Source organism: Nonomuraea sp. K271, assembly GCF_009908215.1.
GTDB lineage: Bacteria > Actinomycetota > Actinomycetes > Streptosporangiales > Streptosporangiaceae > Nonomuraea > Nonomuraea longispora.
Genome location: NZ_JAAAHR010000014.1, coordinates 59777 through 85109 on the forward strand (window position 1 = coordinate 59777; position 25333 = coordinate 85109).

Sequence of the window (25333 nt, forward strand, 5' to 3'; positions counted from 1 at the left end):
AGGGCCCGGCCGGCGAAGAAGCCGGGCCCTGTGTGGCCGCCGCCGTGCCGCCGGCGCCGCTCTCACGGCCGGCTTCACGGGATGCGCGCCACGGCGCCGTAGGTGCCGGACGAACTCGGTTGGTCAACGCAGGCGCTCTCGTGGCCGTCGGGCCGCCATTCCGGGACCCACACCAATCCCGGATCCACCAGCACCAGACCTTCGAGCAGCGCCTCAACCTCCTCCCTCGTGCGAATCGCGTGCCCGGGCAGCGTCATCGCCAACAGGTCGTGTATGGCGGGCAGCAACTCCGGGGGGATCGCGTCGAACGTGGTCTGCAGCAGCGACAGGTAGCTCCGTTCGGGAACGGCCTGCCGGATCCGCTTGATCACGTAGTGGAAGAACTCGTCGTCGTTCAGGCTGTGGGTCGACAGCAGCAGCACGGCCATGGGCCGGTCCCAGTCGAGGAACGTCTGCAGGACCCTGTCATCGAGGATGTCGTCGATCTCGCGTACGTCGCCCTCTACGACGCGTACGAGGTCGGTGACGGGCTCGATGGTCGCCCTCGCTCCGGCGAGCACCATCGGGTCGTTCTCGACGTACACCACACGCGGCGCCGAGACTTCCAGGGCGTCGCGGGCGATGTCGTGCAGTTGCCTGCCGGGCGGCAGGCCGCTGGGGACACCACTTCCGACGATCACGAACTGGTCCACACCCACGCTCGCCAGATGACGGACCACACGGCACAGATAGTGGAGCACGGCCCGTGCGGCCGTCGTCGTGATCGGGGCTGCCTGGTCGTACCGGCGTACCGCGTCACGGTCCGCCACGAAGTTGTTCTTTCCACCTGCGGCGGCGTCGAGAATACGGGTGATCCTTGCTTGGGTCGGCTCCAGCTTCGCCAGGTTTCGGATGGCACGCTGACGCATTGAGTGTTGCCCCTTTCCCCTCGCCCACTATCTCGGGAAAAGCTGTCCTTTCGGACCCCACTCGATGACCCACACCATATGATCCTCGCTACGGAGCAGATGACAACACGAAAAGCCATTAGTTTTCGGTATATATGCGTTACCCTGCCTCGCGCATAATGATCATTTACGCGGGAAAGAGATCATTTTCCCAGCGAACGCGAAAGTCGTTCGCGATGGGAATTCAACACCTCGACGGTCTCTTCGCGGGTGGTCGTCGTCACCGACAGCTTGGTGAAGGCCTGGTGGTACGACTCCACCGCGCCGGCCTCGGTGACCAGCTCGTCGGACTCGATGCCGTGGGCGCACGCGATGTCCGCCTCGAACTCCTCGGCGAAGCGCCAGATGGTGAACGGGCCGGTGCGCGGCACGTACGCCGGATCCTCCATCGGCACGACGTGCAGCGAGACGTTGGGCCGCTTGGTGTGGTCGAGCAGCAGGTCGAGCTGGCGGAGCTGGACGTGCGGCCCCGCGATGGAGCGGGCCAGCACGCTCTCGTCGACGATCGCCCACACCACCGTGCCGCTCTGGTCGGCCATGGCCTCCTGGCGGGCCAGGACGAGGGCGAGCGCCTCGTCGACCGTCCGCTGCCCGAGGATCGCCGGCCCGGCCGCGGCGATGGAGGCCCGGGCGTAGTCGTCGGCCATCAGCAGCGGCGGGACGAACTGGTTGTGGTAGGTGCGGATCACGGTGGCGCGTTGTTCGAGCGCGTACGCGGCGGCCAGCCAGACGGGCACCGAGTGCGCGTCGTACCAGGCGGTCTCGCGCTCGCCCCTTGCCAGCGACATCACGTAGTCGCGGACGGGCGGGGCCGTGACGCCGTAGACGGTGAGCAGGCGCTCGGCCGTGATGGGCGCCGGCGCGATGCGGCCCTCCTCGATGGCGGGGATCGCGGCCGCGCCCTTGCCGAGCGCGGTCTCCACCTGCTCGACGGAGAGCCTGGCGGCCTTGCGCAGGGCGTGCAGCCGCTTGCCGAGGGCCCTGCACTGCGGATCGCTCAGCGGCGCCGCCGCGTCGGGGATGCCGGTGGCGGGCGCGGGCTCGTCGGACAGGCCCTCGGCCCTGCGGGCGAGCTCGACCACGCCGTGCAGCACGGCGAGCGAGCTCTCCGACAAGCCCGAGACGGACCGGCCGAGGGTGGCCGCGCGCACCTGGAGCTCCTCCACGGTGCCCGACTCGAGGTAGTCGTCGCCCACCAGCCAGCCGACGCTCACCTGCAGGCATGACGCCAGCGCCCTGAGCACCTGGAGCGTCGGGTTGGTCTGCTTGCCGGTGCGCAACTGGCTGACATAGGCACGCGTGATCGGAATGCCCGCCTCCGTCAGAGTGGAGGCGACCTGCGCGCCGGTGAAGCCGCGCTTGGTCAGCGCGAGATCGAGCCGTTCGGCGAAGTTCGCCACGGCACACCTCCTACCGCCCGTGAACTTTTCCAGCGTAAGGGACGGGGGCCTCACTGTCCCCTGCCACGCGGGCAAGCTCTGCCCAGCGAGCAGGTATCAACTTATGCGCAAACTGTCAGTTGACACAGCCCCCTCCGTCAGCAGACTATCGGAGCGCATGGAAAGTGTGGCTTAACAGCCGGATGGTTCTGGAAGAAAGTCCTCGACGAGGAGGTGGCCGGACGTGACCATGGATACCTCGGGCAGTTCCTGGTTCCAGGAGGATCCGGCCCCGAGCAGGCAGGAGCAGGTGGTCCAGCGCATCTGCGTGCGCGTCGCCGGTTCCGGCGTGCACGTCGCGAGCCTGCCGCTCGGCGGTGTCCAGGTCTGGCTCGACAGCCCTCGTCACCGCTGGCGCTTCTACCACCGGATGGCCCGCGAGCTGCGGCTGGCCGGCTGGCACACGGAGACGGGACCTGATCGGCTGCTGTTGCTCGGGTGGAGTGCGGTCTGCCTGAGCCACCGGGCCAGGATGCTGAGGGCGGCCCTGGCGGGACGGCTGACCGACTTCGACAGGACGGCGTTCACCGCCGTCATGATCGCCACCAGCCTGAGCCACAGAGGTTTCCCCGCCGACGACCTTCCCGGCGAGGTGGAGGCCCGCTGCGGCGACGCGCTGCGCTGGCCCGCCCGGCTGGCCGATCTCGACGGGCTCGAACGCGGGTCGTCCCTGGAGCCGCTGCGGCTCAGGCTGGCCCAGGTGGCCGGGCTGGAGGCCAAAGTGGCCCGGCGTTGCGGCGAACATCTCGCCCTCGCCTCGAAGGTCGCGCGTACGGTGGCCGGCGGTGCGGCGCCGGCCAGAGCACACACACGGGAGCCGGCCGACTCCGGCTCCTCCACGGCGGGACTGACGGAGCGCATGGTCGGCGTCAGCGTCCCCAACAGCGTCCCTGATAGGGCCCTGAGCGCGGGAACGGCCCGATGAGGCGGGCCTTCCCTTCCGGCGGGCCGGGCGCGACGGCGCTCGGCACGCACCGTTACTGCCAGGACGCGGCGGTGGTCGTCACGACCGCGTCCCGGCAGGCCTTGACCGGTGGGCGGCCGGTCAGAGGCACCTATGCGCCGGCCCCGGCGCTTCCTCGCCCCTCCGGCATCGTGCGGCACGTGCCCGACCTAGTCGGCGCGGTGCTGTTGACCAGCGCGGTAGCGGCTGGCGTGCTGGTCAAATCGAGGGGTTGCGCCTGGGGTCGGTATACGTCGCGTGCGCCGGACCAGGCGGACGCATCCGCGGTGCCGCGCGTGAGGTCGTCCACGACCTCCCGCCGGCACCGCGCGAACGCGGCAGGCCTGCCGGCGAAGGCGGCGACCCAGGTCGCCCGGCCCCGCCGGCGAGCCACCGCGCTCGCCGCCACCGGCACGGAGGCGGTGCGGGGTGGGGAGATCGGCGTGACGGGCGCCACGGTACTGATCGACCGGCCGTTTCTGAGGCCGGCGCCCAGGCACGCCTCCGTGCGGGTGGCCGTTCCACCGGCCGCCGTCTTGCTCGCCGCCACGGCGCTGGTGCGGGTCGCCGTGGCGTCGGGCCGTGAGACCGAACCTCGATCTCCACGCGCGGCGGAAGAGGGGCCGGCGATCAGCCGCCGGCTCCTCGACCGGTCGCGCGCCCCAATCGAGCGAGTACGGAGCGCCGCCGGCCGACGACCGGCGGGCCGCCGAGTTTCCCGGCATGTCCCCTTACAGGGTCATCGACCCGCGAACGACAGGAGCGATCATGCTCACCGATGAACTGCGCAGGCCGCAGCCGCACGAAGTGCACGCCCGGGGCGTCCGGCCCGGCGCGCCGCCACCGTCCGGGGGCGAGGACCAGAACGGCGATCCGCCGCCGCCGGAGCCCGCGCGCAGCGTGCACCGGCTGCGCCGCATCCGGCAGGTGTCCGTCCAGGCCATCACCGAGATCGACCAGGCCCTGAGGCATCGCGCCCAGTGACCTTCCCGCCTTCACCTCGCAGGAGGAACCCCATGCGCACCGTCGTCGCCCCCGGACCCGCACGTCGCGGGGGGGTGCAGTGAGCCGCGGCAGGGTCGGGGTGATCGTGGCGCCCGCGAACCCCTCCGCGGAGCCCGAGCTGACCCGTCTGCTCGGGTCGCGTGCCGACATGCACGTCACCCGCTTCCCCGTCCAGAACCCGATCCCGGCGGCCCGGCCCCCGCTGTCCGCGCGGCGCCCCGGGCCCGCGCTGGCCAAGCGGCTGGAGGGCTACAACGAGGCCCTGCCCGCCATGGTGCACGCGTTCGACGGCCTGCCGCTGAGCGCGATGGTCATGGCCTGCAGCGAGCCGCGTTACCTGCTCGACCCCGACCAGGACCGCGAGCAGTGCGACGAACTGACGGCCAGGACCGGAGTGCCGTTCGCCTCCGCCACGCTGGCGGCGCGGGAGGCGATGGAGCACCTCATGGTGAGCGACATCGTCCTGGTCTCGCCCTACCAGCCGTGGTTGACGGAACTGGCCGAGCGGTTCTGGAAGAAGGCGGAAATCACCGTCACCCAGGTGGTGCAGGTCCGCGCGGCGGGCGGCTACTCGCCGTACACGGTGACGCCGGCCGATCTGATCAGGCAGGTCGAGCTGGCGGACCCGCCGGGCGACGCCGCGCTGCTGTTCACCGGCTCGGGAACGGCCACGCTGCCCGTGCTCGGGCCGCTCAGCACCGGGAACGACCGCGTCCTGCTGACCTCCAACCTCTGCACGGCCTGGTGGGCGCTGTCGCGGGCCATCGGCCGGCCGGTGACGCTCAGCCGCGTCCCCTACCGCCGCCGCATGGCCGCCTCGAACGGGGCGCGCGTGGGAGGCGTGGCATGAACGGCGTCATCGTGGTCGGCGCGGGCCCCGCCGGGCTCACCGCGGCTCTCTCCCTGGCCAGGGCGGGCATCCCGGTCACCGTGCTGGAGAGCGGGAACGAGCTCAACAGGCAGCCGCGGGCGTGCACCTTCCATCCGGCCACGCTCGACCTGCTCGAAGGCCTCGGCGTGGCCTCCAGGCTCGTCGCGGAGGGCCGCGTCGTCGACCGCGTGCAGTGGCGCGACCGGTCCGGGATCGTGCTGGCCGAGATGGGCATGAACCGGCTCGACGGCCTGACCAGGCACCCGTTCAGGATCCACGCCGACCAGGCTTCGCTGACGCGGCTGCTGCTGTCCGCCCTCAGCGCCCACCCCGACGTGGACGTGCGGTTCGGCACCCACGTGGACGGCGTGGCGGAGGGCGGGACAGGGATCCGGGTCCGCGTCGGCCACACCTGGACGCGGGCCCGGTACATGATCGCAGCCGACGGCGCGCACAGCACCGTGCGCGGCTCGCTCGGGCTGCCGTTCCCCCGGTCCACCTATCCGACGCAGGCGCTGCGGGTGTTCAGCGACTCGCCGCTCGACCGGCTGCTGCCGAGCCTGGCGCCGCTGACGTACGTACGCGACGTGCAGCAGTCGTGCACCCTGCTCGGGCTCCCCGACCACTGGCGCATCATCTTCAAGATCCCCTGCGACACGCACGAGCCCCTGTCACAGGCCAACCTGTCCCTGCTGGTCCGGCGGGCGCTGCCGGGCGCCAGCGAGCCCATCCGCGTGACGGGCGCCGACCGGTTCGCCCTGTCGAGGGGGGTGCTGACCTCGTACCGGTGCGGGCGGGTGCTGTTCGTGGGCGACGCCGCGCACCTGACCTCGACGGTCGGCGGGCTCAACATGAACGCCGGCATCCACGACGCCGTCGAGCTCGGCCAGGTGGTCGCGGCGGTGATCCGCGGCTTCGCCCAGCCCGCCGCGCTGGAGGCGTGGGCGTGGCGCCGGCGCTCGGTGCTGCTGCAGCGGGTGGTGCCCCGCGGGCAGACACGGGCGGCGGGCGTGCGGGAGCACGACAGCGCCCGGCTGGAGGCGGCCATGGCGGGGCTGCGGGCCATCGCCGGCGACCCGGAGGCCACCCGCGCCTACCTGGCGCAGGCCTCATTGCTGGACACGGTCCCCAACTCCGCCGGGAGGACGTGAGCGTGCCCCTGTGACCTCGTGCTCCCGCGTACCGACCGAGGAGGTGTGACACCGGATGTGGCGAACCCTGTCAGACGACGCGCGCCAGGCCGTACGCGACCTGTGCGACAAGCACGGAGCCCGTCTCTACGACTACTGCCGCACCGAGCTCGCCGCGGGCGACGCCGAGCAGGCGGTCGCGGGCGCGGCGCTGACGGCGCACCTGTACGCGGACCGCGTGGGCGATCCCGGCCTGCGCCGCCCCTGGTTGTACGCGGTGGCCCGCGCGCACCGCGCGGTGGTCGCCAAGCCGGCCAGCATCGGCTCGTGGTCGCGTCCCGGCCGCATGTCCGAACTGCTGCCCGAGGCGCTGCTGTCCCTGGAGCGGCCGCAGCGCGAGCTGCTCGACCTGTCCGTACGGCACGGCCTGTCGGACACCGAGCTGGCCGTGCTCTTCGAGATGGGCGAGAGCGAGGTCCGCGCCACCGTGGCGGAGGCCGGGGCCGGCCTGGAGGAGTGGTTCGCCGCGATCATCGCCGCGCGGGCCCCCGACGGCTGCCCCGATCTCACCTCGCGGGTGGCGGACTGGGTCAGCGCGCCCGGCCGCCGCGCCAGGGCCAGGATCGGCCGCCACATCCTGTCCTGTGCGACCTGCCGGGCCGCGCCCAGGACCGTGACGGCCGCGGCGCTGCTGCGCCGGCTGCCGATCGCGGCGCTGCCCGGCACACTTCCCAGCCGGCTGGCGTCGGCGCAGCCACTGCCTGGCGAGGGGCCTATCTGGCGGGCGGACGGCTTTCCTGTGCAGGCCCGCACACTGGTGGAGTCCGGCTCCTCGCCGCCTCCCCCGGTCGCCGACGCCACGCCATCCCTCCCGGTCGCCGACCCCACGACGGCGACCTCGGGAAAGCCCTGGTCGGCGGCGGGCGCGGCCGCCGCCGACCAGGAGCCTCCCATGGGCGGCCTGCCACCCGCGCCGGCCGTGCGCGGGCGGCACCCGTTCACCCCGCCGAGCCGTACGCGGGCCTTCCGCGGCGGCGCGGGCAACGACAAGCTGGTCTACAGCGCGATCATCAGGGGCGACGCCAACGGGTCGTCGCACGGCGACGGCGCGACCATCAGGTACGGCGGGATCCCCCTCAACGGCGCCGTGCACGGGCCTGCCGTCAACCCTGCCGGCAACCCTGCGAACGGGCACGTGAACGGCTTCGTCAACGGGCGCGTGAACGACTCCGGCGGGGACGGCGCCCAGGAGTTCTGGCGCGACCCGCCCGAGGACGACGATCCCGAAGCGGGCGCGCCGGTCAGGGCGGTGGTCAGGCTCGCCCTGCTCGCCGGCGTGGGACTGCTGACGGTGGGGCTGATCTGGGCCCTCATGAACGCGGGCGGGCAGCAGCAGGCGGTGATCACCAAGGCCGCGGCGCAGCCGGACGTGCACCTCGTGGAGCCCGGCCACCCGGATGCCGGCACGCAGCCGAGCCCCTGACCCGGCGCGGGGCCACGGTCGTGCCGGCGGGCCTCGGGATCCCGCAGGAGCCCGAGGCCGGCCGGAGGGTCAGAAGAAGTGGAAGCCGGGCTCGGGCTCCGGCAGGTCCACCCGCTCGGGACCACGGAACCTGACGGTGTCCTTGGGTACGTCGGTCAGCGGCGTGCCCAGCACGAACGGCACGACGACGCGGCTGCCCGCCAGGTCGACGGTGACGTTGGCGCCGGTGCCGCTCTCGCCGCTGTAGGTCGAGTCGGTCCCGGCGATCACCAGGCCGATCCTGTGGCCTTTCCTGAACGTGTAGTCCTGCGGCAGCGTCAGCCACTTCACCGTGCCGTACGTACCGGCGGGCAGCGGCTTGGAGTGGCTGAGCGAGTGGCGGTTCTGCACGTCGATCCAGCCCCGGGCGACGATCTCGAGCGGCCGGGTGGCCACGTTCGTGACGGTCTTGCGGTAGCAGGCGTCGTCGGCCTCGGTGCTCTCGCCGTGGCAGTCCTCCTCGGTGAGCGTGGTGATGCCCTGGCCGCGCCGCCAGTCGATGCGGCTCCGCTCGCCGAAGTCCACGAGCAGGGCGGTCAGGTTGGAGGTGGGCTTGTCCAGCTTGACCCGCAGGTCGGCGGTGGGCGTGCCGGACAGGCGCAGGTCGAGCGGGAGCGGCCCGGTGGTGAACGCGACCCGGCCGGGGTTCGCCGTGCCGATCTCGGCCACCATGTCGTTCTCGCTCATGGCGACGTCGGTGAAGGAGGCGGTGCTCTTCCTGGGGGCGGGCCTGAGCCCCAGCGTGCCGTCGGGGGCGGGCCGCAGCGACGCGTTGAGCGCGAACGGCGCCGGCCAGTCACGCTGGGTGATCCACCGCGCCGGGCCGATCTCGACGTCGGCACGGGGCTCGCGGGTGATCCCGTTGCGCACGCCGTGCAGCCAGTGGTCGAACCAGCGGTGCAGCGTCTCCACCCACAACGTCCTGCGACCCTCGAAGTCGAACGGGTCCACGTGCTGGGTCTGGCCGACCCAGATCTTGCGGGGCACCTTCCTGTCGGCCAGCGCCTTCCACCAGGCGGAGAAGTTGTCGGGCTTGACATTGAGGTCGTTGACCGTGTGCACGACGAAGACGCTGGCCCTGACCTTGGAGACGTCGCCGAGCAGGCCGTCGATGTAGTCGCGCTCGGCCCAGAACCGGTTGTGGTTCCCGGTGTCGTCGCCGTCCTCGGCGTCCATCCGGTCGCGCACGGCCTGGCATTTGGCGGCGGGGTCGGTGTCGATGTAGGCGGCCAGCCAGGAGGCGTAGTCGTAGTTGTAGATGACCCCGTTGGAGCGCTGGTACTTGTACCAGGAGGAGATCGCCGAGATGGGCACGATCGTCTCCAGGCCCTTCACGCCGGTGGCCGCGACGGCGTTGGCGAGGGTGCCGTCGTACGACTTGCCGATCATGGCGGCCTTGCCTGTCGTCCAGTCGGCCACGGCCGGTGTTCCGTCGGCTCTGAACGCCTTGGCGCGGCCGTTCAGCCAGTCGATGACGGCCTTGCCGCCCAGCACGTCGGCCTTGCCTCCGATGTCGGGGCAGCCCTCGGAACGGGTGGTGCCCAGCATGTCGACGTTGAGCACGGCGTAGCCGCGGGGGACGAAGTAGTTGTCATAGAAGAGCGGAAATTTGACCACATTTCCGGCTTCGTCGTATTCCTTGCGCTCCCCTTCGTTGCCACGGCCGGAGTTGTCGTAGTACGGACTCTCGTCGATGACCACCGGCACCTTGAGCCGGGGACCGGACTCCTTGGGCCTGATGATGTCCACACGGACCTTGTCGAGGGCGCCGTCCTGGTCACTGTCGACCGGTGACTCGACGTACACGTGCTCGCGGACGGCGTCCGCGTAGGAGAAGACCGGTTGCGTACGGCCGTTCTCGACGGTGATCGCGGGAGTGGCGGCCGCCTGGGCCGGGGTCGCGACCGCCAGGGTGAGGGCGACGGCGACGAGGGCCGGGCGTAATTGTGACACGCGTGACCTCCGGGGAAGTTGACCAAACAACCTGCAATGTCGCAGACCGCGGGGAACCTGACAAGATCTCCGAAGATCGCGTCCTGATCCCGCCTGACAGGAAAGGCCGCCGGCGCTTCGCCCGGCAGCGATCACATCGTTACCAGGCCGCTGAACGGCACCCCGCCGGGCGTGGCCCACGCAGCGTCTAGGGTGGATGGTCAACAGCCGGTGAGGAGAAGGTGCATGCGAAACGTCGCCCGGACCTCGCTCGTGGACTCCGCCATCGAGGAGTTGCGCCGCGAGATCGCCAGCGGGGTGTGGCCGGTCGGCACCAAGATCCCGTCCGAGAGCCAGCTCGCCCAGAGCCTGGGCATGAGCCGGCTGTCCGTACGCGAGGCGGTGCGCGTGCTGGCGCACGCGGGGCTGCTGCACACCCGGCAGGGTGACGGCACCTACGTGACCGCGACCGACGAGTCAAAGATCGCCCTGCGCCGCCGGCTCGACACCGCGGCCGCCATGGACATCATCGACGTACGCCGCGGGCTCGACCTCGTGGCCGCCAGGCTGGCCGCGGGCCGGCGCACCGAACAGGACCTCGCCGCGATGCGGGAGGCGCTGGCCCGCAGGGACGCGGCCGGCACGGAGGGCGACCTCGACGGGTTCGCCGACGCCGACGTCGACTTTCACCTGCGGGTCGCCGACGCCGCGCACAACGCGCTGCTCGGCGACCTCTACCGCAGCATGGGCGACGCGCTGCGCGACAGCGTCAGAGACCAGGAGCAGGCGGCGCTCGAGCCCGACAGTTCCCATGCCGACCTGCTCCAGGCGATCGCCGACAGCGACGCGGCGCGCGCGGTCGCGGTCTGCGTCGCCATCCTCGACCGCCAGGAACGCGGCCTGTAGAACGCCCCGGCCGCCCTGTGGTCAGGGGCCGGGTGGGCGGTCACGGGACGGCGACCGTGTCGGCCGACGTGCCGCCGGGCGGTTGCGAGGTGTGCCTTCGCCGGCGCCACGGGCGTGCCACGCGCGCGACCACCACCGCGCCCGGCGCGCCGCCGGCGGCGGCGAAGAGCAGCGTGTACGCGGGGCACCCCCGCCGGCGCCCTGCCCGGAGCCCGGCGCCCGCGCCGCCGCCTGTCCGGCCGGGCGGTCGGCCGGTGTGGCCGTAGCCGCCGCGTCGGAGCCGCCATGGCAGGGCTTCGCAGCGCCGCCTCTCGCCGTCGTCGCGGGTGATCAGGCCGACAGCGCGGCCGACAGCGCGGCCAGAACGGTCGTCATGGATCCACCTCCGGGGTGTTACACCACGGGCGCGGGCGAGGTACCGCCGGCGGGTGTCACGCGTCCGGGTTGCGCGCGCGGCCGAGGATGTGCGGCAGCGCCGGTGTGGACGGCACCGGCCTGTGCGTGAAGCGGGTGATGTCCTCGATCACCAGGCCGCTCCCGGTGATGGCCCGCGCGGTGTCGCGATTGGGGTGGCAACCGCCGGCCGCCAGGCGCCACAGCGGGGTGACGAGGTCCTGCAGCACGCCGAGCACCGGGCCGCTGGAGCGTACGTGTTCGTAGAAGCGCAGTTCCCCGCACGGCCTGAGCACCCTGCGCACCTCGGCGAGGGCGGCGGCCTGGTCGGGCACCGAGCACAGCACCAGCGACACGACGGCCGCGTCGAACCCGTCGTCCTCGACCGGCAGCGCCCCGTCGTGCCCGGCCACCACGCTCACGGGCACCATCACCCCGCCCGCGGCCCGCTCCGCCGCCGAGCGCAGCCGGTCCTCCGGCTCGACCGCGACCACCTCGCGCACCTCGGGTGGGTAGTGGCGGAAATTCATCCCGTTGCCCGCGCCGATCTCCACCACCCGCCCGGACAGCCCGGCCAGGAGCCGCCGCCGGTGCCCTGCCGTCCCCGACCGTTCCGACTCGGCGCTCATCCGTTCGTACGCTCGCGCGAACCGCGGGCGCTGAAACCTCGACAGATCCTGCATGCCTCCACGCTAGGTCCCGCAGGCGCCGGAAGCGCGGGATCACTGTGCGTACCGGCCCGTGGCAGGCCACTTACGCCGGCCGTCCGCCGGGCTCCCCCGCCGGCGGCGTCGCGGCCAGGGCAAACGCTCCCCGAAGAGAAATCGATTGACCGCGGCGTCGCCCCACCGGGTGTTACTCACAGTTACGCTTCACTGATACTCATGAGACCGTTCAGAGCTTCGATCGTTGCCGCCCCGAGACCAGCGCACAGGGCAGCGCCTATAGCGTCCCTCCAGTGCCGTTACTTGACGCGAACCCCGAGCCCCTCCCGCAGCGCGAGGACGCGGAGCGCTGCGACCATGTCGAGTCAGGACGGCGTTGCGTGCTCCCGGCGATGCACCGGAGCCCGCACGTCTACGCGCCGGTGGACGCCGGCGTGTAGCCGCCGTCCCTGCGCCGCAGCCAGTACGCGAGCACGGCCGCGCCGAGCAGCGCCCCCCACAGCGGGTACGGCCACAGCAGCAACGCCCACGGTTCCCCCCGTTCGACGGCGTTGACGGTCAGCCCCGGCGAGGCCAGGCAGCAGGCCCCCGCGACCGTTCCCCCGACGGCGACCGGCAGCGGCACGGGCACGGGACGCCCGCGCAGCATGGGGATCCAGCGCGGGAACACCTCGCCCCATCTTCCGATGAGGCCAAGGGTGAGCACGCAGGCGGTCACGGCGGCGAAGGCGAGCATCAGCCCCTGCAGCCTGAGCGGCAGGTCGATGCGCCCGGCTACGTCGGTCGGCCACGGCGTCAGCCAGGTCAGCCGGTAACAGGCGTAGGGCAGCGGGCACAGGGCCGCCCCGACGGTGGCGACCCTGCCCCACCGCCGCGCCTGCTCGGGCCCGGCCCAGCGGGGCAGCGCGCCGCCGAACAGGCGGAAGGTGATCCACGCCCACGCGGCGAACGCCGCCAGGTCGGCGAGCGTCCAGGCCATGCGCCCCGCGTACGAGCGCAGCCCGGCCGTGACGTTGCCCGCGTACGCCCACAGGGCGCCGCCGAGGAGCACGACCACGGCGGCGCACGCCACCGCGAGCGCGGCGAGCGCGACGTAGCCCCAGAGCCTGCCGCGCACGCAGGCCCGGACCATGAGCACGACGACGGCCGCGACGACCGCCACCGGCAGGGACAACCCCACCACGTAGCCCAGGACGGACATGACACCGGCGTCGGACATGACGATGCCGAAGAACACCAGCTGGACGATCGCGCCCGCCCTGACCAGCTTGCCCGGCCGGGCGGACAGCAGCGCGACGGCCAGCCCGGCCAGCCCGGCGGCGACCGTCATCGCACCTCCCACGTCGTGCTCGAACAGGTGCGAGAGCGAGACCGTGACCCGGTCGCGAGCACCGAAGGGGTACGACGCCGGAGTCGTCCACCACAGTGCGCCGACGGCCGTCACGGCCAGTGACAGCAGTACTCCGAGTGGTTTCATGGCAGCTCACGCTAGGAAGCCGGGCCCGTCCGCGCCTCCCCCACGTGAGGGAGGTGCAGGCGCGGCCCGTCGGCTAGCTTCTGGAGCTGTGACCATTCACTGGAGGGCGGTGCTGTACCAGCTGCTCGGGGCGGCGCTTCTGACGCCGGTGGCGGCGGTCCTCGCGCTGCTCCTCGTGACGGAGGTCTCGCTGTCGCGGGTGCTGCTGCTGTGGGCGGTATGCCTGCCCGCGTCGGCTTTGGTGGCCTGTCTTCCGCTCGTGGGCCGGCTGGAGGTCGTCGCGCTGCGTGAGCTGCTCGGCGTGGCGGTGCCCGAGCACCCTGACCGCGTCTACCTGCGGGTCCTGACGGCCCTGCACCTGTTCGTGGGGGCCACGCTGAGCGCGGGCGCACTGGCGTTGTCGCCGGGCGTCCACGCGCTGCTCATGCCCGGCCGGTGGCGGGCGGAGCCGGGCGCGATGGCGCAGGTGCTCCTCCTGGTCGTCGTGGTGCTCGTGGCGATGGCGGGCGCGGGGCTCGCGCAGCAACGGGCGGCCCGCAGGCTGCTGCGGGCGGACCCGTCGCGGGTGATCGAGAAGCTCGGCCGGCGTCAGAGCCTGGCGCTGGAGCTGCACGACTCGGTGGGTCACGCGCTGAGCGTGATCCTGGTGCAGGCCATGGCGGCGCAGGCGGCGCTGCGTCGGGCGGAGACGGTCCCGGTGGCGGCGCAGTCGCTCGATCACCTGGTGAGCGCGGCCCGCGACGCCCAGCAGGAGCTCGACGTGCTGCTCGGGGTGCTCGACGAGGGCAGCGAGGCGCAGGCGCCCACGCTCGACTCCCTGGACGCGCTCGTCCGCGGGTCGGCCGTCGAGTGCCGGGCCGACCCCGTGGACGAAGTGCCGGAGCCGACGTCGCGGGCGGCGTACGCGATCGCCAGGGAGGCCGTCACCAACGCGCTCAGGCACGGGCGTGGGCCGGTCAGGCTGGACCTGGCGGTGGGGGCGGACCTCGTCCTCACCGTGGAGAACGAGGTCGCCGGGCGGCCACCGCCGGGTGAGGGGCGCGGGCTCGTGGGCATGCGGATGCGGGCGCGCCTGGCCGGCGGGACGTTCGAGCAGGAGGAGGTGGACGGCAGGTGGCGGATCACGGCGACACTCCCGACGTGAGCGGGCCCCAAGGGATCAGGGTGGTCCTGGCCGACGACGAGCCGCTCATCCGCTCGGGCTGGGCCACCATGCTCTCCGTGCACGACGACATCGTGGTGGTCGCCGAGGCGGCCGACGGCCACGCCGCCGTCGAGCACGGCCGCTCGGCCGACGTGGTGCTCATGGACATCCGCATGCCCGGCATGGACGGTCTGCGCGCCACCGCCGAACTGGCCCGCAGCGCGCCCGCCACCCGGGTCGTCGTGGTCACCACGTTCGAGAACGACCAGCTCGTCTGGGCCGCCCTGCGCGCGGGCGCGGCCGGCTACGTGCTCAAACGTTCCCCCGTCTCCGACCTGGTCACGGCCATCCGCGTGGTGCACGGCCGCGACACGGTGTTGTTCCCCGACGCCCTGCGGCGGCTGGCCGCCCCGCGGCGGGACGCGGCGCACGTGCCCGGCCTCACACCGAGGGAGCTCGACGTCGTACGCCTGCTGGCCAGAGGGCTGAACAACGCCGAGATCGCCGCCACCCTGTACGTGACCAGGGAGACGGTCAAGACGCACGTCGGCAACGTGCTGGACAAGCTCGGCGCCAGGGACCGCACGCAGGCCGTCGTCCGCGCCTACGACCTCGGGATCGTGGTCGCGGGTGAGAGCGCTCAGCCCTGGGGCAGTTGACCGGCATGCGAGATCCGGTCACCGTGACGACCTGCGCCGACGGGCCCCTGCTCCTCAGGGGCGACTTCGAGCTGCTCACCCAGGACGGCGAGCCCATCGACGCCGGCCGGACGACGGTCGCCCTGTGCCGCTGCGGCCTGTCCTCGGTCAAGCCGTTCTGCGACGGCTCGCACAAGGTCGGCAATTTCCGGGCCGCGAGCGAGCCCGACCCGCCGCCGTAGCGTGCGCACGGAGTGGGCGGCCCGCCTGATCCGGCCGCCCGCGTACGGCACGCCGCCGGTCAGCGCGGCCCCGAGCGCCAGCCAGCTGCACACGGCCCGCTCCAGCACCCACGCGGGTGCGGCCAGCGACGTCGTCGCGGGGAACACCCGGCGCCCGCCCGCGCGCCGCCGTCCCGCCTCGGCCACGCCCACGGCCAGCACGGCCAGCGCCGCGCCCGCCGGCAGCCTGTGGGGGCGCCGGAGCCCGCCCAGGGCGGGCAGGACCGACAGGAAGGCGGCCATCCGTACGGGCTGTGCGAGGTCGTCGTAGGCCTGGCGGACGCGCTGCGACCAGAACCGGCGCGCGTCGCACGGGAGCCGGCGGACGTACAGGCCGGGGGCACGCAGCTCGCGGCCGCCGTGAGCGCGCACGGTGCGGATGAGCTCCAGATTCTCGAACAGAACATCGCCGTCGTAACCGCCCATCCGCACGAAACGACCGCGCCGTACGCCGAAGGTGCCCGGATAGTCGGCTCCGAAGGCGCGGTTGAGCAGCGTGCGGGCGGTGTCCCAGCGGGCGTGCCAGGGCAGCGGGTCGAAGTAGTTCTGCGGCCTCACCAGGTCGGCGCGGGCCAGCAGGTCGTGCACCGTGGCCAGGGCGGGCAGGTCGTAGCGCACGTCGTCGTCGGCGATCACGACGCGCTCCCCCTCGGCCAGGAGCAGGCCGGTCGTGACGCCCGCGACCTTGCCGTTGGCGAAGCGCAGCCCGGCCGCCGGGCGCACATGCCGGGCCAGGCCGCGCCACCGGTCGGCGTGGCGGGCGAAGAGGTCGCCGGGGCTGCCGTCCACGACGATCACCCGCGCGTGCCGGGTGAGCCGGGCCAGGTAGCCGGTCAGCTCGTCGAGCCCGTCGTCGTCGTTCCAGCGCAGCGGGAGCACGTAGTCGAGGTCGAGATCGGTGCTCACGCCGGGACCCGCTCCTCGATCAGCGAGCCCGTCCCGCGCCGCCAGCAGCCGAGGACGTGCTCGGCCCACCGTCGTTCGAGCTCCAGCACGCATGCGGCGCCGTACAGGATGTCGCACGTCAGCTCGGGGTGGGCGGCCGCGAAGCCGCCGCACATGTCGTTGGCCGCGATCTGCTCGTGGACGGCGTCGGCCTGCACGTGCTCGTCGTAGAAGCGGGCGGTGTCCTCGTCGGCGCCGAGCCGGCGCAGGCCCGTGGAGCAGCGGCGGCTGGGCAGCGACGAGGTCATCTCGATCGCCGCCAGGTGGCCGAGCAACGCCCCGCGCAGCCGCCTGTGGAGCCCGAACAGCGACATCACGTTGGACAGGGCCAGCGTGATGCCGGGGACGCGGTGCAGGTAGGCGCCGTAGGAGTCGTCCAGGCCGAGGCCTCGCATGGTGGCCCGGAACAACTCGGCGTGCATGCGCTCGTGCCTGCCGCCGCCGTACTCGTCGGCCTGGATCTCCACCAGGGCCGCCTTGGGCCCGCCGCTGAGCCGCGGGATGGCCCAGGTGTGCGGGTCGGCCTCCTTCAGGTGGTAGATCGACCGGTGGACGACGAACTCGCGGAAGGTCGGCAGGTCCGCGTCACGCTGCAGGTACGCGGCCACGGACGGCCCTTCGGCGGAGGAGGTCAGCGTGAACAACGCTTCCCGCACCTCGCGCGGCGGCACCGGCTGCGGGCACGGCACGGCGGCCCGCAGAGCCTCCTCGAACCACCGTTCCAGCCCGGCCCTGAACCGCAACAGCGCCGGATCCCACTCCCACCGGTCGTCCACCTCGTCGAAACCCTGGTAGTGCAGTTCGTAGCAGACGAACAGGGCGAGCTGGAGGTCGTCGTCGTCCAGCCCGCCCGCCACGCCCACGACAGGGAACGGCGCACCCGGAGCGCCGGAAAGCCGCTCGAACAGCACTGACGTGATCGAACCACGAGCAGATGGCAGCCGCATCAGGCACCCCCGCAACAGCACTCGCAGAACAAGGAGTCGTCAGCAGTCAACCGGCACCCCCGTGTTCCCCGTGCTCCCCGCGACTCAAGCAGGAGGGCTGCCCGTGGCCGGGTGCGCTAAACGCTGACCTCCACGCGGCCCCGGGCCACCCGTACGGGATAGACGGGCACCGTGACCGCGCCCTCCGCCGCGCCCTCCACTGGGTTCTCGTCGAGGCACCTCCCGGACACCAGGGAGAACACCTGCTTGTGCAGCGGCGAGGCGACGGTCGGCTCGCCCTTCCTGGTGCCTACGATGCCGCGGGAGAGCACGTACGCCCCGCTGAACGGGTCGCGGTTGGCCAGCGCGTGCAGGGCGCCGTCGTGGGTGCGGAAGACGGCCACCTGCACGTCCCCGACGAGGGCGCAGACGCCGCGTTCCGGCAGCAGGGCGTCGTAGTCGCAGACCGGCGTCCAGCTCTTCACGCCATCACCGGCCTGATCTGGCCGCGCTCACTGCCGAACACGATCGACGGGTCGGGCACGCCGGGCGCGTTCACGAAGCTGACGAACCTGCTGATTTTGTCCGGGTCGTCGAGCGTGGCCTGCCATTCGTCGGCGTACGTGGCGATGTGATGCTCCATCTGGGCGTCGAGGTCGGCGCAGAGGCCGAGCGTGTCTTCCATGATCACCTCGCGTAGGTGGTCGAGGCCGCCGTCCAGCGACTCGATCCAGGCGGCGGTCCGCTGCAGCCGGTCGGCGGTGCGGATGTAGAACATGAGGTAACGGTCGATGGTCCTGATCAGCTCGTCGGTGCTCAGGTCCTTGGCGAGCAGGTCGGCGTGGCGGGGCCGGAAGCCGCCGTTGCCGCCGACGTAGAGGTTCCAGCCCTGCTCGGTGGCGATGACCCCGAAGTCCTTCGACCTGGCCTCCGCGCACTCGCGGGCACAGCCGGAGACGGCCGACTTGATCTTGTGCGGGGAGCGCAGCCCGCGGTAGCGCAGCTCCAGGGCGATGGCCATGCCCACGGAGTCCTGCACGCCGTAGCGGCACCATGTCGAGCCCACGCACGACTTCACCGTGCGCAGCGCCTTGCCGTACGCGTGGCCCGACTCGAACCCGGCGTCGACCAGCCGGCGCCAGATCTCCGGCAGCTGCTCGATCCTGGCTCCCAGCAGGTCGATGCGCTGCCCGCCGGTGATCTTCGTGTAGAGGCCGAAGTCGCGGGCCACCTCGCCGATCACGATCAGCTTGTCGGGCGTGATCTCGCCGCCGGGGATGCGCGGCACGACCGAGTACGTGCCGTTCTTCTGGATGTTGGCGAGGAACGCGTCGTTGGTGTCCTGCAACGCGGCCCGCTCGCCCTCCAGCACGTGCCCGTTGTGCAGGGAGGCCAGGATCGAGGCCACGGCCGGCTTGCAGATGTCGCAGCCCCTGCCCTGCCCGTGCTCGGTGACGAGCTGGGAGAACGTGGTGATCTCGCGGACGCGTACGATGTCGAACAGCTCGGCCCGCGAGTACGTGAAGTGCTCGCACAGGCTCTTACCGACCTCGACGCCCGCCTTCTCCAGCAGCTGTTTGAGCATCGGCACGCAACTGCCGCAGGTCGTGCCCGCCCTGGTGCAAGCCTTGAGGCCGGGCACGTCGGCGGCGCCGCCCGAGGCGACGGCGGTGCGGATGTCGCCCGCGCACACGTTGTTGCACGAGCACACCTGCGCGTCGTCGGGCAGGTCGAGGTCCGCCGCCCCCGCCCCGGTGAACAGCAGGTCGGACGGAGGGGCGGGCAGCGGCCTGCCGACGTACGGCCGCAACGTCGTGTACGGCGAGGCGTCGCCCACGCAGATGCCGCCGAGCAGCGTCCGGGCGTCGTCGCTGATGAACAACTTCTTGTAGACGCCGGCCACCGGGTCCATGTAGGTGACGTCGAGCGCGCCGTCCATCGCCCCGAACTGCGCCACCTCGACGCCCAGCAGCTTGAGCTTCGTCGACAGGTCGGCGCCCTCGAACGCCGCGCTGCCGCCCATGACCTGCTCGGCCGCCACCTCGGCCATCGTGTTGCACGGCCCGGCGAGCCCGTAGACCATGCCGCCGGCCAGCGCGCACTCGCCGACGGCGTAGATGGAGGGATCGGAGGTGCGCATCGCGGAGTCGACCACGATGCCGCCGCGCTCGCCCACCGCCAGCCCGGCAGACCTGGCCAGCTCGTCGCGCGGCCTGATGCCCGCGGAGAACACCACGACCTGCGCGTCGAGCAGGCTGCCGTCGGGCTTGCGCAGCCCGGTGACCCGGCCCTGGGCGTCGGTGACGATCTCCTGGACGCCCGCGCCCGCGTGCACGCTCAGCCCGAGCCCCTCGATGTGGGACTTCAGCACCGAGCCGCCGCCCTCGTCCACCTGCCGGGGCATCAGCCAGGGGCTCATCTCGACGATGTGCGTTTTGAGCCCGAGCGACCGCAGCGCGTCGGCGGCCTCCAGCCCGAGCAGGCCGCCGCCGACGACGACGCCCTCGGCGGCGTCCTTGGCGGCCACCCTGATGGCGTCGAGGTTTTCGATGGTGCGGTAGACGAAGGCCTGCCCGGCCCCCGGCACCGGCGGCACGAACGGCGCGGAGCCGGTGGCCAGCACGAGCATGTCGTACGGCTCAGCGCCGCCGTCCTCGGTGACGACGTGCCCGGCCCTCCGGTCGATCGCGGTGACACGGGTGTTCAGCCTGGTCACGACTCCGCCGGGAACGGGGTAGGTGAGGTCCTCCGCGGTCGTGCCCGACAGGTACGAGGTCAGCGCCACCCGGTCGTAGGCCGGGCGCGGCTCCTCCCCGATCACGGTGATCCGGCCGTCGAAGCCCCTGGCGGTGAGCGTCTCCACGAACCGGTGCGCGGCCGGCCCGTACCCCACGACGACGATTCTGCTCATACCGAAACCCCTTCCTGCTCGCACAGCCAGTCGACGATGCCCTCCACGGCGTCGCGGCAGGTGCCGCATCCGGTGGTGGCTCGGGTCGCCGCCGTCACCGCGGCCACGTCCCGCGCTCCCGCCTCCCAGCACGCCCTGATCTGGCCCTTGGTCACGTTGTTGCACTGGCAGACCTTGGCCGCGTCCGGCATCAGCGTCGGGCTGTCGGCGACCGGCGTCGCCGACGATCCCGGGAACAGCAGGCCGGCCCGGTCGCCGGGCACCGGCCCGCCGCGGTCGTAGAGCTGGGTGAGCGTGCCGACAACGTCGCTCTCGCCCAGCAGGATCGCGCCGACCAACCGGCCGTCGCGGATCACGAGCTTGCGGTAGGTGCCACGGGCCCGGTGGCTGAACCGCACCACCTCGGCGTGCTCCTCGCCGAGCTGGGTCTCGCCCATCGCGGCCAGCTCGACGCTCCTGGCCTTGAGCCGGGTGACCAGCCGGGAGCCGCGATAGCGGGCCTTGCCGCCGGCGATGACGTCGGCTGCCACGGCGGCCTGCTCCCAGGCCGGAGCGACCAGGCCGTAGACGGTGCCGTCGTGCTCGGCGCACTCGCCGATCGCGAAGATCGACGGATCGTCGGTACGCAGCTCGTCGTCCACGACCACCCCGCGCCGCACCCGCAGGCCCGCCCGCTCGGCCGGCCAGGTCACCGGGCGCACGCCGCAGGCCAGCACCACCAGGTCGCCCTCGACCAGCTCGCCGCCGGCCAGCCGGACGCCGTCCTCCAGCACCGCCTCGGCGCTGACCCCCGTGCGGATCTCCACACCCAGCCCGGCCAGCGTCTCGCCGAGCACCTCACCGGCCTCCACGTCGAGCTGGCGCTCCATGAGGTGGCCCGCCAGATGCAGCAGCGTCACCGGCAGGCCCCGCCCGGCCAGCCCGCGGGCGGCCTCGACGCCGAGCAGGCCGCCGCCGACGACCACGGCCCTGCGGGCGTGCCCCGCGGCGGCCACGATGCGCTCGCAGTCGCCCAGCGTGCGGAACGGGATGGCCCGCTCCACGCCGGGGATCGGCGGCACGATCGCGTCGCTGCCGGTGGCGAGGACCAGCAGGTCGTACGGCTCGCGACGCCCGCAGGCGGTCACCACGTGTCCGCCCTCCCTGTCGATCCCGGTGACCGTGGCGCCGAGGACCGCCTCCACGTCGTGCGCCTCGTACCAGGAGGCGTCCACCAGCCGTACCTGTTCCGGCCGCGAACTGCCGGCCAGCACGTTGGACAGCAGCACCCGGTTGTAAGGCCGGCACGGCTCCGCGCCGAACACCGCGATCCTCATGTGGGGATCACGGGCGCGCACCTCGCTGACCAGCCGCGACCCGGCCATCCCGTTGCCCACGACGACGAGTCTCATGAGTCCCTCTCCACTCTGACCGCGCAGACCTTGAACTCCGGCATCCTTGACACCGGGTCGAGGGCAGGATTGGTGAGCCGGTTGGCGCCCTCCCAGTGGAAGGGCATGAACACGGTGTCGCGCCTGATGGCGTCGCTGATCCTGGCCACGGCCCTGGCCTCGCCCCTCCGGCTGCTGACCCGCACGACGTCCCCCTGCGCTATGCCGAGCTGTTCGGCCAGGTCGGGATGGAGCTCGGCGTACGGCTCGGGAGCGGCCCGCACGAGCGGCGCTATCCTGCGCGTCTGCGCGCCGCTCTGGTACTGCGCGAGCACCCGGCCGGTCGTCAGGTGCACGGGATAGTCGTCGTCGGTCTCCTCGGCCGGCGGCCGGTGCTGGACGGGCACGAACCTGGCCAGGCCGTCCGGCGTGGCGAAGGAGTCGAGGAACGGCCGCGGCGTGCCCGGGTGATCGGCCGACGGGCACGGCCAGAACACCCCGGTCTCGCCGGCGATGCGCTCGTACGTGATGCCGGAGTAGTCGGCGAGCCCGCCGGCGCTGGCCCGGCGAAGCTCGTCGAACACGGCGGCCGGCTCGCTGTCGAAGTGGTGGCCGAGCCGCCCGGCGAGCCCGGCGATGACGTCCAGGTCGCTGCGCACGCCCGGGGGCGGGTCGACGGCGCGGCGGCGCAGCAGTACGCGCCCTTCGAGGTTCGTCATGGTGCCGCTCTCCTCGGCCCACTGCGTGACCGGGAACACCACGTCGGCCAGCGCCGCCGTCTCGGACATGACGACGTCGCAGACCACGAGCAGGTCGAGGGCGCCGATGCGCTCGGCCACGTGCTCGGCCGCCGGCGCCGAGATGACCGGGTTGGAGCCGAACAGCAGCAGCGCGCGCGGCCCCCGCGGGGTGCCGAGCGCGTCCAGCAGCTCGTACGCCGAGCGCCCCGGCCCCGGCAGGTCACCGGGGCGCACCCCCCACACGGCGGCCACGTGCTCGCGGGCCGCCGGGTCGTCGATCCTGCGGTAGCCGGGCAGCTGGTCGGCCTTCTGCCCGTGCTCGCGCCCGCCCTGCCCGTTGCCCTGCCCGGTCACGCACCCGTACCCGGAGCCGTGCCTGCCGGGCAGGCCCAGCGTCAGGGCCAGGTTGACGAACGCGCTCACCGTGTCGGTGCCTTTGGCGTGCTGCTCGACGCCGCGCCCCGTCAGGACGTAGGCGCTGCCGGCGGCCGCCAGCGCCCTGGCCGCGTGCCGCATCTGGTGGACCGGCACGCCGGTGATCCGTTCGACCCGCTCGGGCCACCAGCCGGCCAGCGACGTGCGCAGATCCTCGAACCCGGTGGTCCGCGCGGCGACGTACTCCTCGTCCACGAGCTCGTCGGCGAGGATCAGGTGTGTCATCCCGAGGGCGAGCGCCAGGTCGGTGCCGGGCGCGGGCTGCAGGTGCAGCCAGGCCTCCTTGGCCGTCCTCGTCCGCCGCGGGTCGATGACGATCAGCCGCGCCCCTGACAGGTGCCGCAGGAACGGCGGCATGGTCTCGGCCACGTTCAGCCCGGCGAGCAGCACCACGTCGGCCCCGGCCAGATCGGTGACCGGGAACGGCATCCCACGGTCCATGCCGAACGCCCTGGTGGAGGCGGCCGCCGCCGACGACATGCAGAAGCGGCCGTTGTAGTCGATCTGGCCGGTCCCGAGCGCGACTCTGGCGAACTTGCCCAGCGCGTACGCCTTCTCGTTGGTCAGCCCTCCGCCGCCGAACACGGCCACGGCGTCGGGGCCGTGCTCGGCGCGTATGCCGGACAGCCGGCCGGCCACGTGGTCGAGCGCGACCTCCCATGCGACTGGCTCGCCGTGCAGGAGCGGGGTGGTCAGGCGTTCGCCGTTGGTGAGCAGTTCGGCCGCCGTCCACCCCTTCTGGCACAGCGCGCCGGAGGCGTTGGCCGGGATGTCGGTCCTGGGGGCGATGGACAGATCGCGGCCGAGCTCCATGCCGCACTGCAACGCGCAGTACGGGCAGTGCGTCCTCGTCGCGTCAGACCCGGACATGGGCGAGACTCCCGATCACGGAGACGCCGACCTTGCGCATGTAGCACCACCAGGTCAGCGCGCCGCAGCACACGTAGAAGGCGCCGAAGGCGAGGAACGCCGGGGCGGGGCCGCCGGCCGCGGCGAACGACATCCCGAACGCCCGGTTGATCAGGAACCCGCCGAGCGCGCCGACGGCCGAGATGATGCCGATGGCGGCCGAGGCCTGGCGTTTGCCGTACAGCAGGGCCTCCTCGCCCTCCCCGCGCTCGGCCACCGCCTTGGCCTGGAAGATGGCCGGGATCATGCGGTACGTGGAGCCGTTGCCGATGCCGGAGGTCAGGAACAACGTCTGGAAGGCCAGGAAGAACAGCCAGAAGCCGCCCGACGCGCCGGCCTGCCACACCAGCAGCACCCCGCCGCCCATCGCGGCGAAGTTCCACAACGTGACGGGTGCGCCGCCGAACCGGTCGGCCAGCCAGCCGCCGACCGGCCTGACCAGCGAACCGATCAGCGGCCCCGCGAAGGCCACCGCGGCGTACGGGGCGTCGGCGAACAGGCTGGCGCTCAACAGCGGGAAGGCCGTGGAGTAGCCGATGAACGAGCCGAACGTGCCGACGTACAGGAACGACATGATCCAGGTCTGGGCCCTGCCGGCGACGGCGAGCTGCTCGCGGGGTCTGGCCCTGGCGCTGGTGATGTTGTCCATGAAGAACCAGGCGCAGACGGCGGACACGACGATGAGCGGGATCCAGAACCATCCCGCGGCGGCCAGCCCGAACGAGCCGATCACCAGCGGCATGACGAGCTGGACGGAGCTGACGCCGATGTTGCCGCCCGCCGCGTTCAGCCCGAGCGCGACGCCCTGCTTGTCGCGCGGGTAGAAGTAGGTGATGTTGGCCATGCTGGAGGCGAAGTTCCCGCCGCCGACCCCGGCCAGGGCCGCGATGACCAGGAAGAGCCAGTACGGCGTGCCCGGGTCGCTGACCGCCACGCCGAGCAGCGCCGCCGGGATGAGCAGCAGCAGGGCGCTGACCACGGTGAACGTCCGCCCGCCGAACCTCGCGGGGCCGAACGTGTAGGGGACGCGCAACACCGAGCCGATCAGGTTGGGCAGCGCGACCAGCCAGAACAACTGGTCGGTGGAGAACTCGTACGAGCCCATCCGCGTGGCGACGATGCTCCACAACGTCCACACGGTGAAGCCGAGGTGCTCGGCGACGATCGAGACGATCAGGTTGCGCCGCGCGACCCGTCTGCCTGATCTCTCCCAGAAGGCTGGGTCATCGGGGTGCCAGTCGGCGATCCAGCGCGCCATCGACCTCTCCTACGCTCGGCGTCCGGGATCACCAAGCTAGGAAGGGCGCGTTACGCACGTTGACGGTCCGTGGCCGTGCGTTCGTTACGGGTGACGCACTGCGGTAACAAGCCACGCACATGTGTCACGGCGGAAACATGCCGGAAATGATCGCTTATCACGTCCCCCTCCGGGTAACAGCACTCCAGCAAGGGGGGAGAAAAATGATCAAGAAGCTTCATCATATGGGGATCAAGTCAGGTCACATGTACACCGCGGGGGTGGCGTCGATCGCCATGTCCTTCGCGACCTGGCTCATGTCGAAGAAGATGGAGGCGGCGGGCATCGACCGGGCCGACCGCTGGGGGATCTTCATCGGCGAGTGGGCGCCGTCGTTCTTCGCGCTCGGCGTGGCGCTCCGCATCGAGGAGACCCACCGCGAGCTCGAAGGCCCGGAGTCCGAGATGTACGACCAGGCGGACACCCGCGCGAGGGCGCACGCCGGCGTGTGAGGCGGAGGTCACGCAGGTCACGCACACTCCGTGACCTGCGTGGCCGCGCCCTCCG

21 protein-coding genes are annotated in these 25333 nt (G+C 72.3%); 10 read left to right on the forward strand and 11 right to left on the reverse strand.

All coding sequences use genetic code 11. The features are described from left to right. Window positions 1-74: 74 nt before the first annotated feature. Together GUY59_RS07275 and GUY59_RS07280 are read right to left on the reverse strand one after the other, a co-directional pair. On the reverse strand, window positions 75-908 hold the full coding sequence (locus tag GUY59_RS07275) for an SAM-dependent methyltransferase (RefSeq protein ID WP_132331441.1): 834 nt from the start codon (window positions 906-908) through the stop codon (window positions 75-77). A 182-nt stretch (window positions 909-1090) separates the two neighbouring features. Then, window positions 1091-2347, reverse strand: coding sequence for a helix-turn-helix domain-containing protein (locus GUY59_RS07280; protein WP_138200143.1), 1257 nt, complete (start codon window positions 2345-2347; stop codon window positions 1091-1093). Window positions 2348-2570: 223 nt separating this feature from the next. Between GUY59_RS07280 and GUY59_RS07285 the strand changes: the two genes are divergently transcribed. The 5 genes from GUY59_RS07285 (at window position 2571) to GUY59_RS07305 (ending at window position 7818) form a co-directional block, all read left to right on the forward strand. Then, a complete protein-coding gene (locus tag GUY59_RS07285; protein ID WP_138200142.1) occupies window positions 2571-3311 on the forward strand; it encodes a hypothetical protein in 741 nt (246 codons plus the stop codon). Between the two features lie 786 nt (window positions 3312-4097). Beyond that, a complete protein-coding gene (locus GUY59_RS07290) occupies window positions 4098-4313 on the forward strand; it encodes a hypothetical protein (RefSeq protein WP_138200141.1) in 216 nt (71 codons plus the stop codon). Between the two features lie 79 nt (window positions 4314-4392). After that, a complete protein-coding gene (locus tag GUY59_RS07295) occupies window positions 4393-5184 on the forward strand; it encodes a maleate cis-trans isomerase family protein (RefSeq protein ID WP_138200140.1) in 792 nt (263 codons plus the stop codon). After that, window positions 5181-6356: an FAD-dependent oxidoreductase gene (locus tag GUY59_RS07300; RefSeq protein ID WP_132331451.1), complete on the forward strand. Its 1176-nt coding sequence runs from the start codon at window positions 5181-5183 to the stop codon at window positions 6354-6356. The genes GUY59_RS07295 and GUY59_RS07300 overlap by 4 nt, the downstream gene beginning before the upstream one ends. Before the next feature lie 55 nt (window positions 6357-6411). Beyond that, window positions 6412-7818 carry an RNA polymerase sigma factor gene (locus GUY59_RS07305; RefSeq protein ID WP_138200139.1) on the forward strand — a complete coding sequence of 469 codons (1407 nt, stop codon included), beginning with the start codon at window positions 6412-6414 and terminating at the stop codon, window positions 7816-7818. 69 nt (window positions 7819-7887) lie between these two features. Here the strand turns inward: GUY59_RS07305 and GUY59_RS07310 are convergent, their stop codons facing one another. Continuing rightward, on the reverse strand, window positions 7888-9810 hold the full coding sequence (locus GUY59_RS07310; protein WP_138200138.1) for a Xaa-Pro dipeptidyl-peptidase: 1923 nt from the start codon (window positions 9808-9810) through the stop codon (window positions 7888-7890). Between the two features lie 225 nt (window positions 9811-10035). Between GUY59_RS07310 and GUY59_RS07315 the strand changes: the two genes are divergently transcribed. Then, window positions 10036-10695, forward strand: coding sequence for a FadR/GntR family transcriptional regulator (locus GUY59_RS07315; RefSeq protein WP_132331457.1), 660 nt, complete (start codon window positions 10036-10038; stop codon window positions 10693-10695). 431 nt (window positions 10696-11126) lie between these two features. On the opposite strand, the gene GUY59_RS07320 is transcribed toward GUY59_RS07315, so the two are convergent. Next, entirely contained in the window at window positions 11127-11771 is a 645-nt protein-coding gene (locus GUY59_RS07320; protein ID WP_138200137.1) for a class I SAM-dependent methyltransferase, read from the reverse strand. A gap of 394 nt (window positions 11772-12165) precedes the next feature. Beyond that, window positions 12166-13230 (reverse strand): hypothetical protein, encoded by a 1065-nt coding sequence (locus GUY59_RS07325; protein ID WP_138200136.1) that lies wholly within the window; start codon window positions 13228-13230, stop codon window positions 12166-12168. An 88-nt stretch (window positions 13231-13318) separates the two neighbouring features. Here GUY59_RS07325 and GUY59_RS50570 point away from each other — a divergent pair, with 88 nt between their 5' ends. From GUY59_RS50570 to GUY59_RS51270, 3 genes are read left to right on the forward strand one after another with little or no spacing between them, the layout of a single operon-like run. Beyond that, entirely contained in the window at window positions 13319-14374 is a 1056-nt protein-coding gene (locus GUY59_RS50570) for a sensor histidine kinase (protein ID WP_138200135.1), read from the forward strand. After that, window positions 14371-15033: a response regulator transcription factor gene (locus GUY59_RS07335; protein ID WP_252374877.1), complete on the forward strand. Its 663-nt coding sequence runs from the start codon at window positions 14371-14373 to the stop codon at window positions 15031-15033. The genes GUY59_RS50570 and GUY59_RS07335 overlap by 4 nt, the downstream gene beginning before the upstream one ends. A gap of 5 nt (window positions 15034-15038) precedes the next feature. Continuing rightward, window positions 15039-15254: a CDGSH iron-sulfur domain-containing protein gene (locus tag GUY59_RS51270; RefSeq protein ID WP_132331495.1), complete on the forward strand. Its 216-nt coding sequence runs from the start codon at window positions 15039-15041 to the stop codon at window positions 15252-15254. Window positions 15255-16195: 941 nt separating this feature from the next. Here GUY59_RS51270 and GUY59_RS07350 read toward each other — a convergent pair. The 6 genes from GUY59_RS07350 to GUY59_RS07375 all read right to left on the reverse strand — a co-directional run bounded on the left by GUY59_RS07350 (window position 16196) and on the right by GUY59_RS07375 (window position 24787). After that, window positions 16196-17185 (reverse strand): iron-containing redox enzyme family protein, encoded by a 990-nt coding sequence (locus tag GUY59_RS07350; RefSeq protein WP_138200134.1) that lies wholly within the window; start codon window positions 17183-17185, stop codon window positions 16196-16198. A 116-nt stretch (window positions 17186-17301) separates the two neighbouring features. Beyond that, a complete protein-coding gene (nirD, locus tag GUY59_RS07355; RefSeq protein WP_138200133.1) occupies window positions 17302-17649 on the reverse strand; it encodes a nitrite reductase small subunit NirD in 348 nt (115 codons plus the stop codon). Then, a complete protein-coding gene (gene nirB, locus GUY59_RS07360) occupies window positions 17646-20075 on the reverse strand; it encodes a nitrite reductase large subunit NirB (protein ID WP_138200132.1) in 2430 nt (809 codons plus the stop codon). Before nirB ends, nirD begins: the two co-directional genes overlap by 4 nt. After that, a complete protein-coding gene (locus GUY59_RS07365) occupies window positions 20072-21466 on the reverse strand; it encodes an FAD-dependent oxidoreductase (RefSeq protein WP_132331468.1) in 1395 nt (464 codons plus the stop codon). Before GUY59_RS07365 ends, nirB begins: the two co-directional genes overlap by 4 nt. Beyond that, the gene (locus GUY59_RS07370) at window positions 21463-23490 is read right to left on the reverse strand and encodes a molybdopterin oxidoreductase family protein (RefSeq protein ID WP_138200131.1); all 2028 of its coding nucleotides are present in this window, start codon (window positions 23488-23490) and stop codon (window positions 21463-21465) included. Before GUY59_RS07370 ends, GUY59_RS07365 begins: the two co-directional genes overlap by 4 nt. Continuing rightward, window positions 23477-24787, reverse strand: coding sequence for an MFS transporter (locus GUY59_RS07375; RefSeq protein ID WP_138200130.1), 1311 nt, complete (start codon window positions 24785-24787; stop codon window positions 23477-23479). Before GUY59_RS07375 ends, GUY59_RS07370 begins: the two co-directional genes overlap by 14 nt. A 224-nt stretch (window positions 24788-25011) precedes the next feature. Here GUY59_RS07375 and GUY59_RS07380 point away from each other — a divergent pair, with 224 nt between their 5' ends. Continuing rightward, window positions 25012-25278 carry a hypothetical protein gene (locus GUY59_RS07380; protein ID WP_236666919.1) on the forward strand — a complete coding sequence of 89 codons (267 nt, stop codon included), beginning with the start codon at window positions 25012-25014 and terminating at the stop codon, window positions 25276-25278. Window positions 25279-25333: the final 55 nt, after the last annotated feature.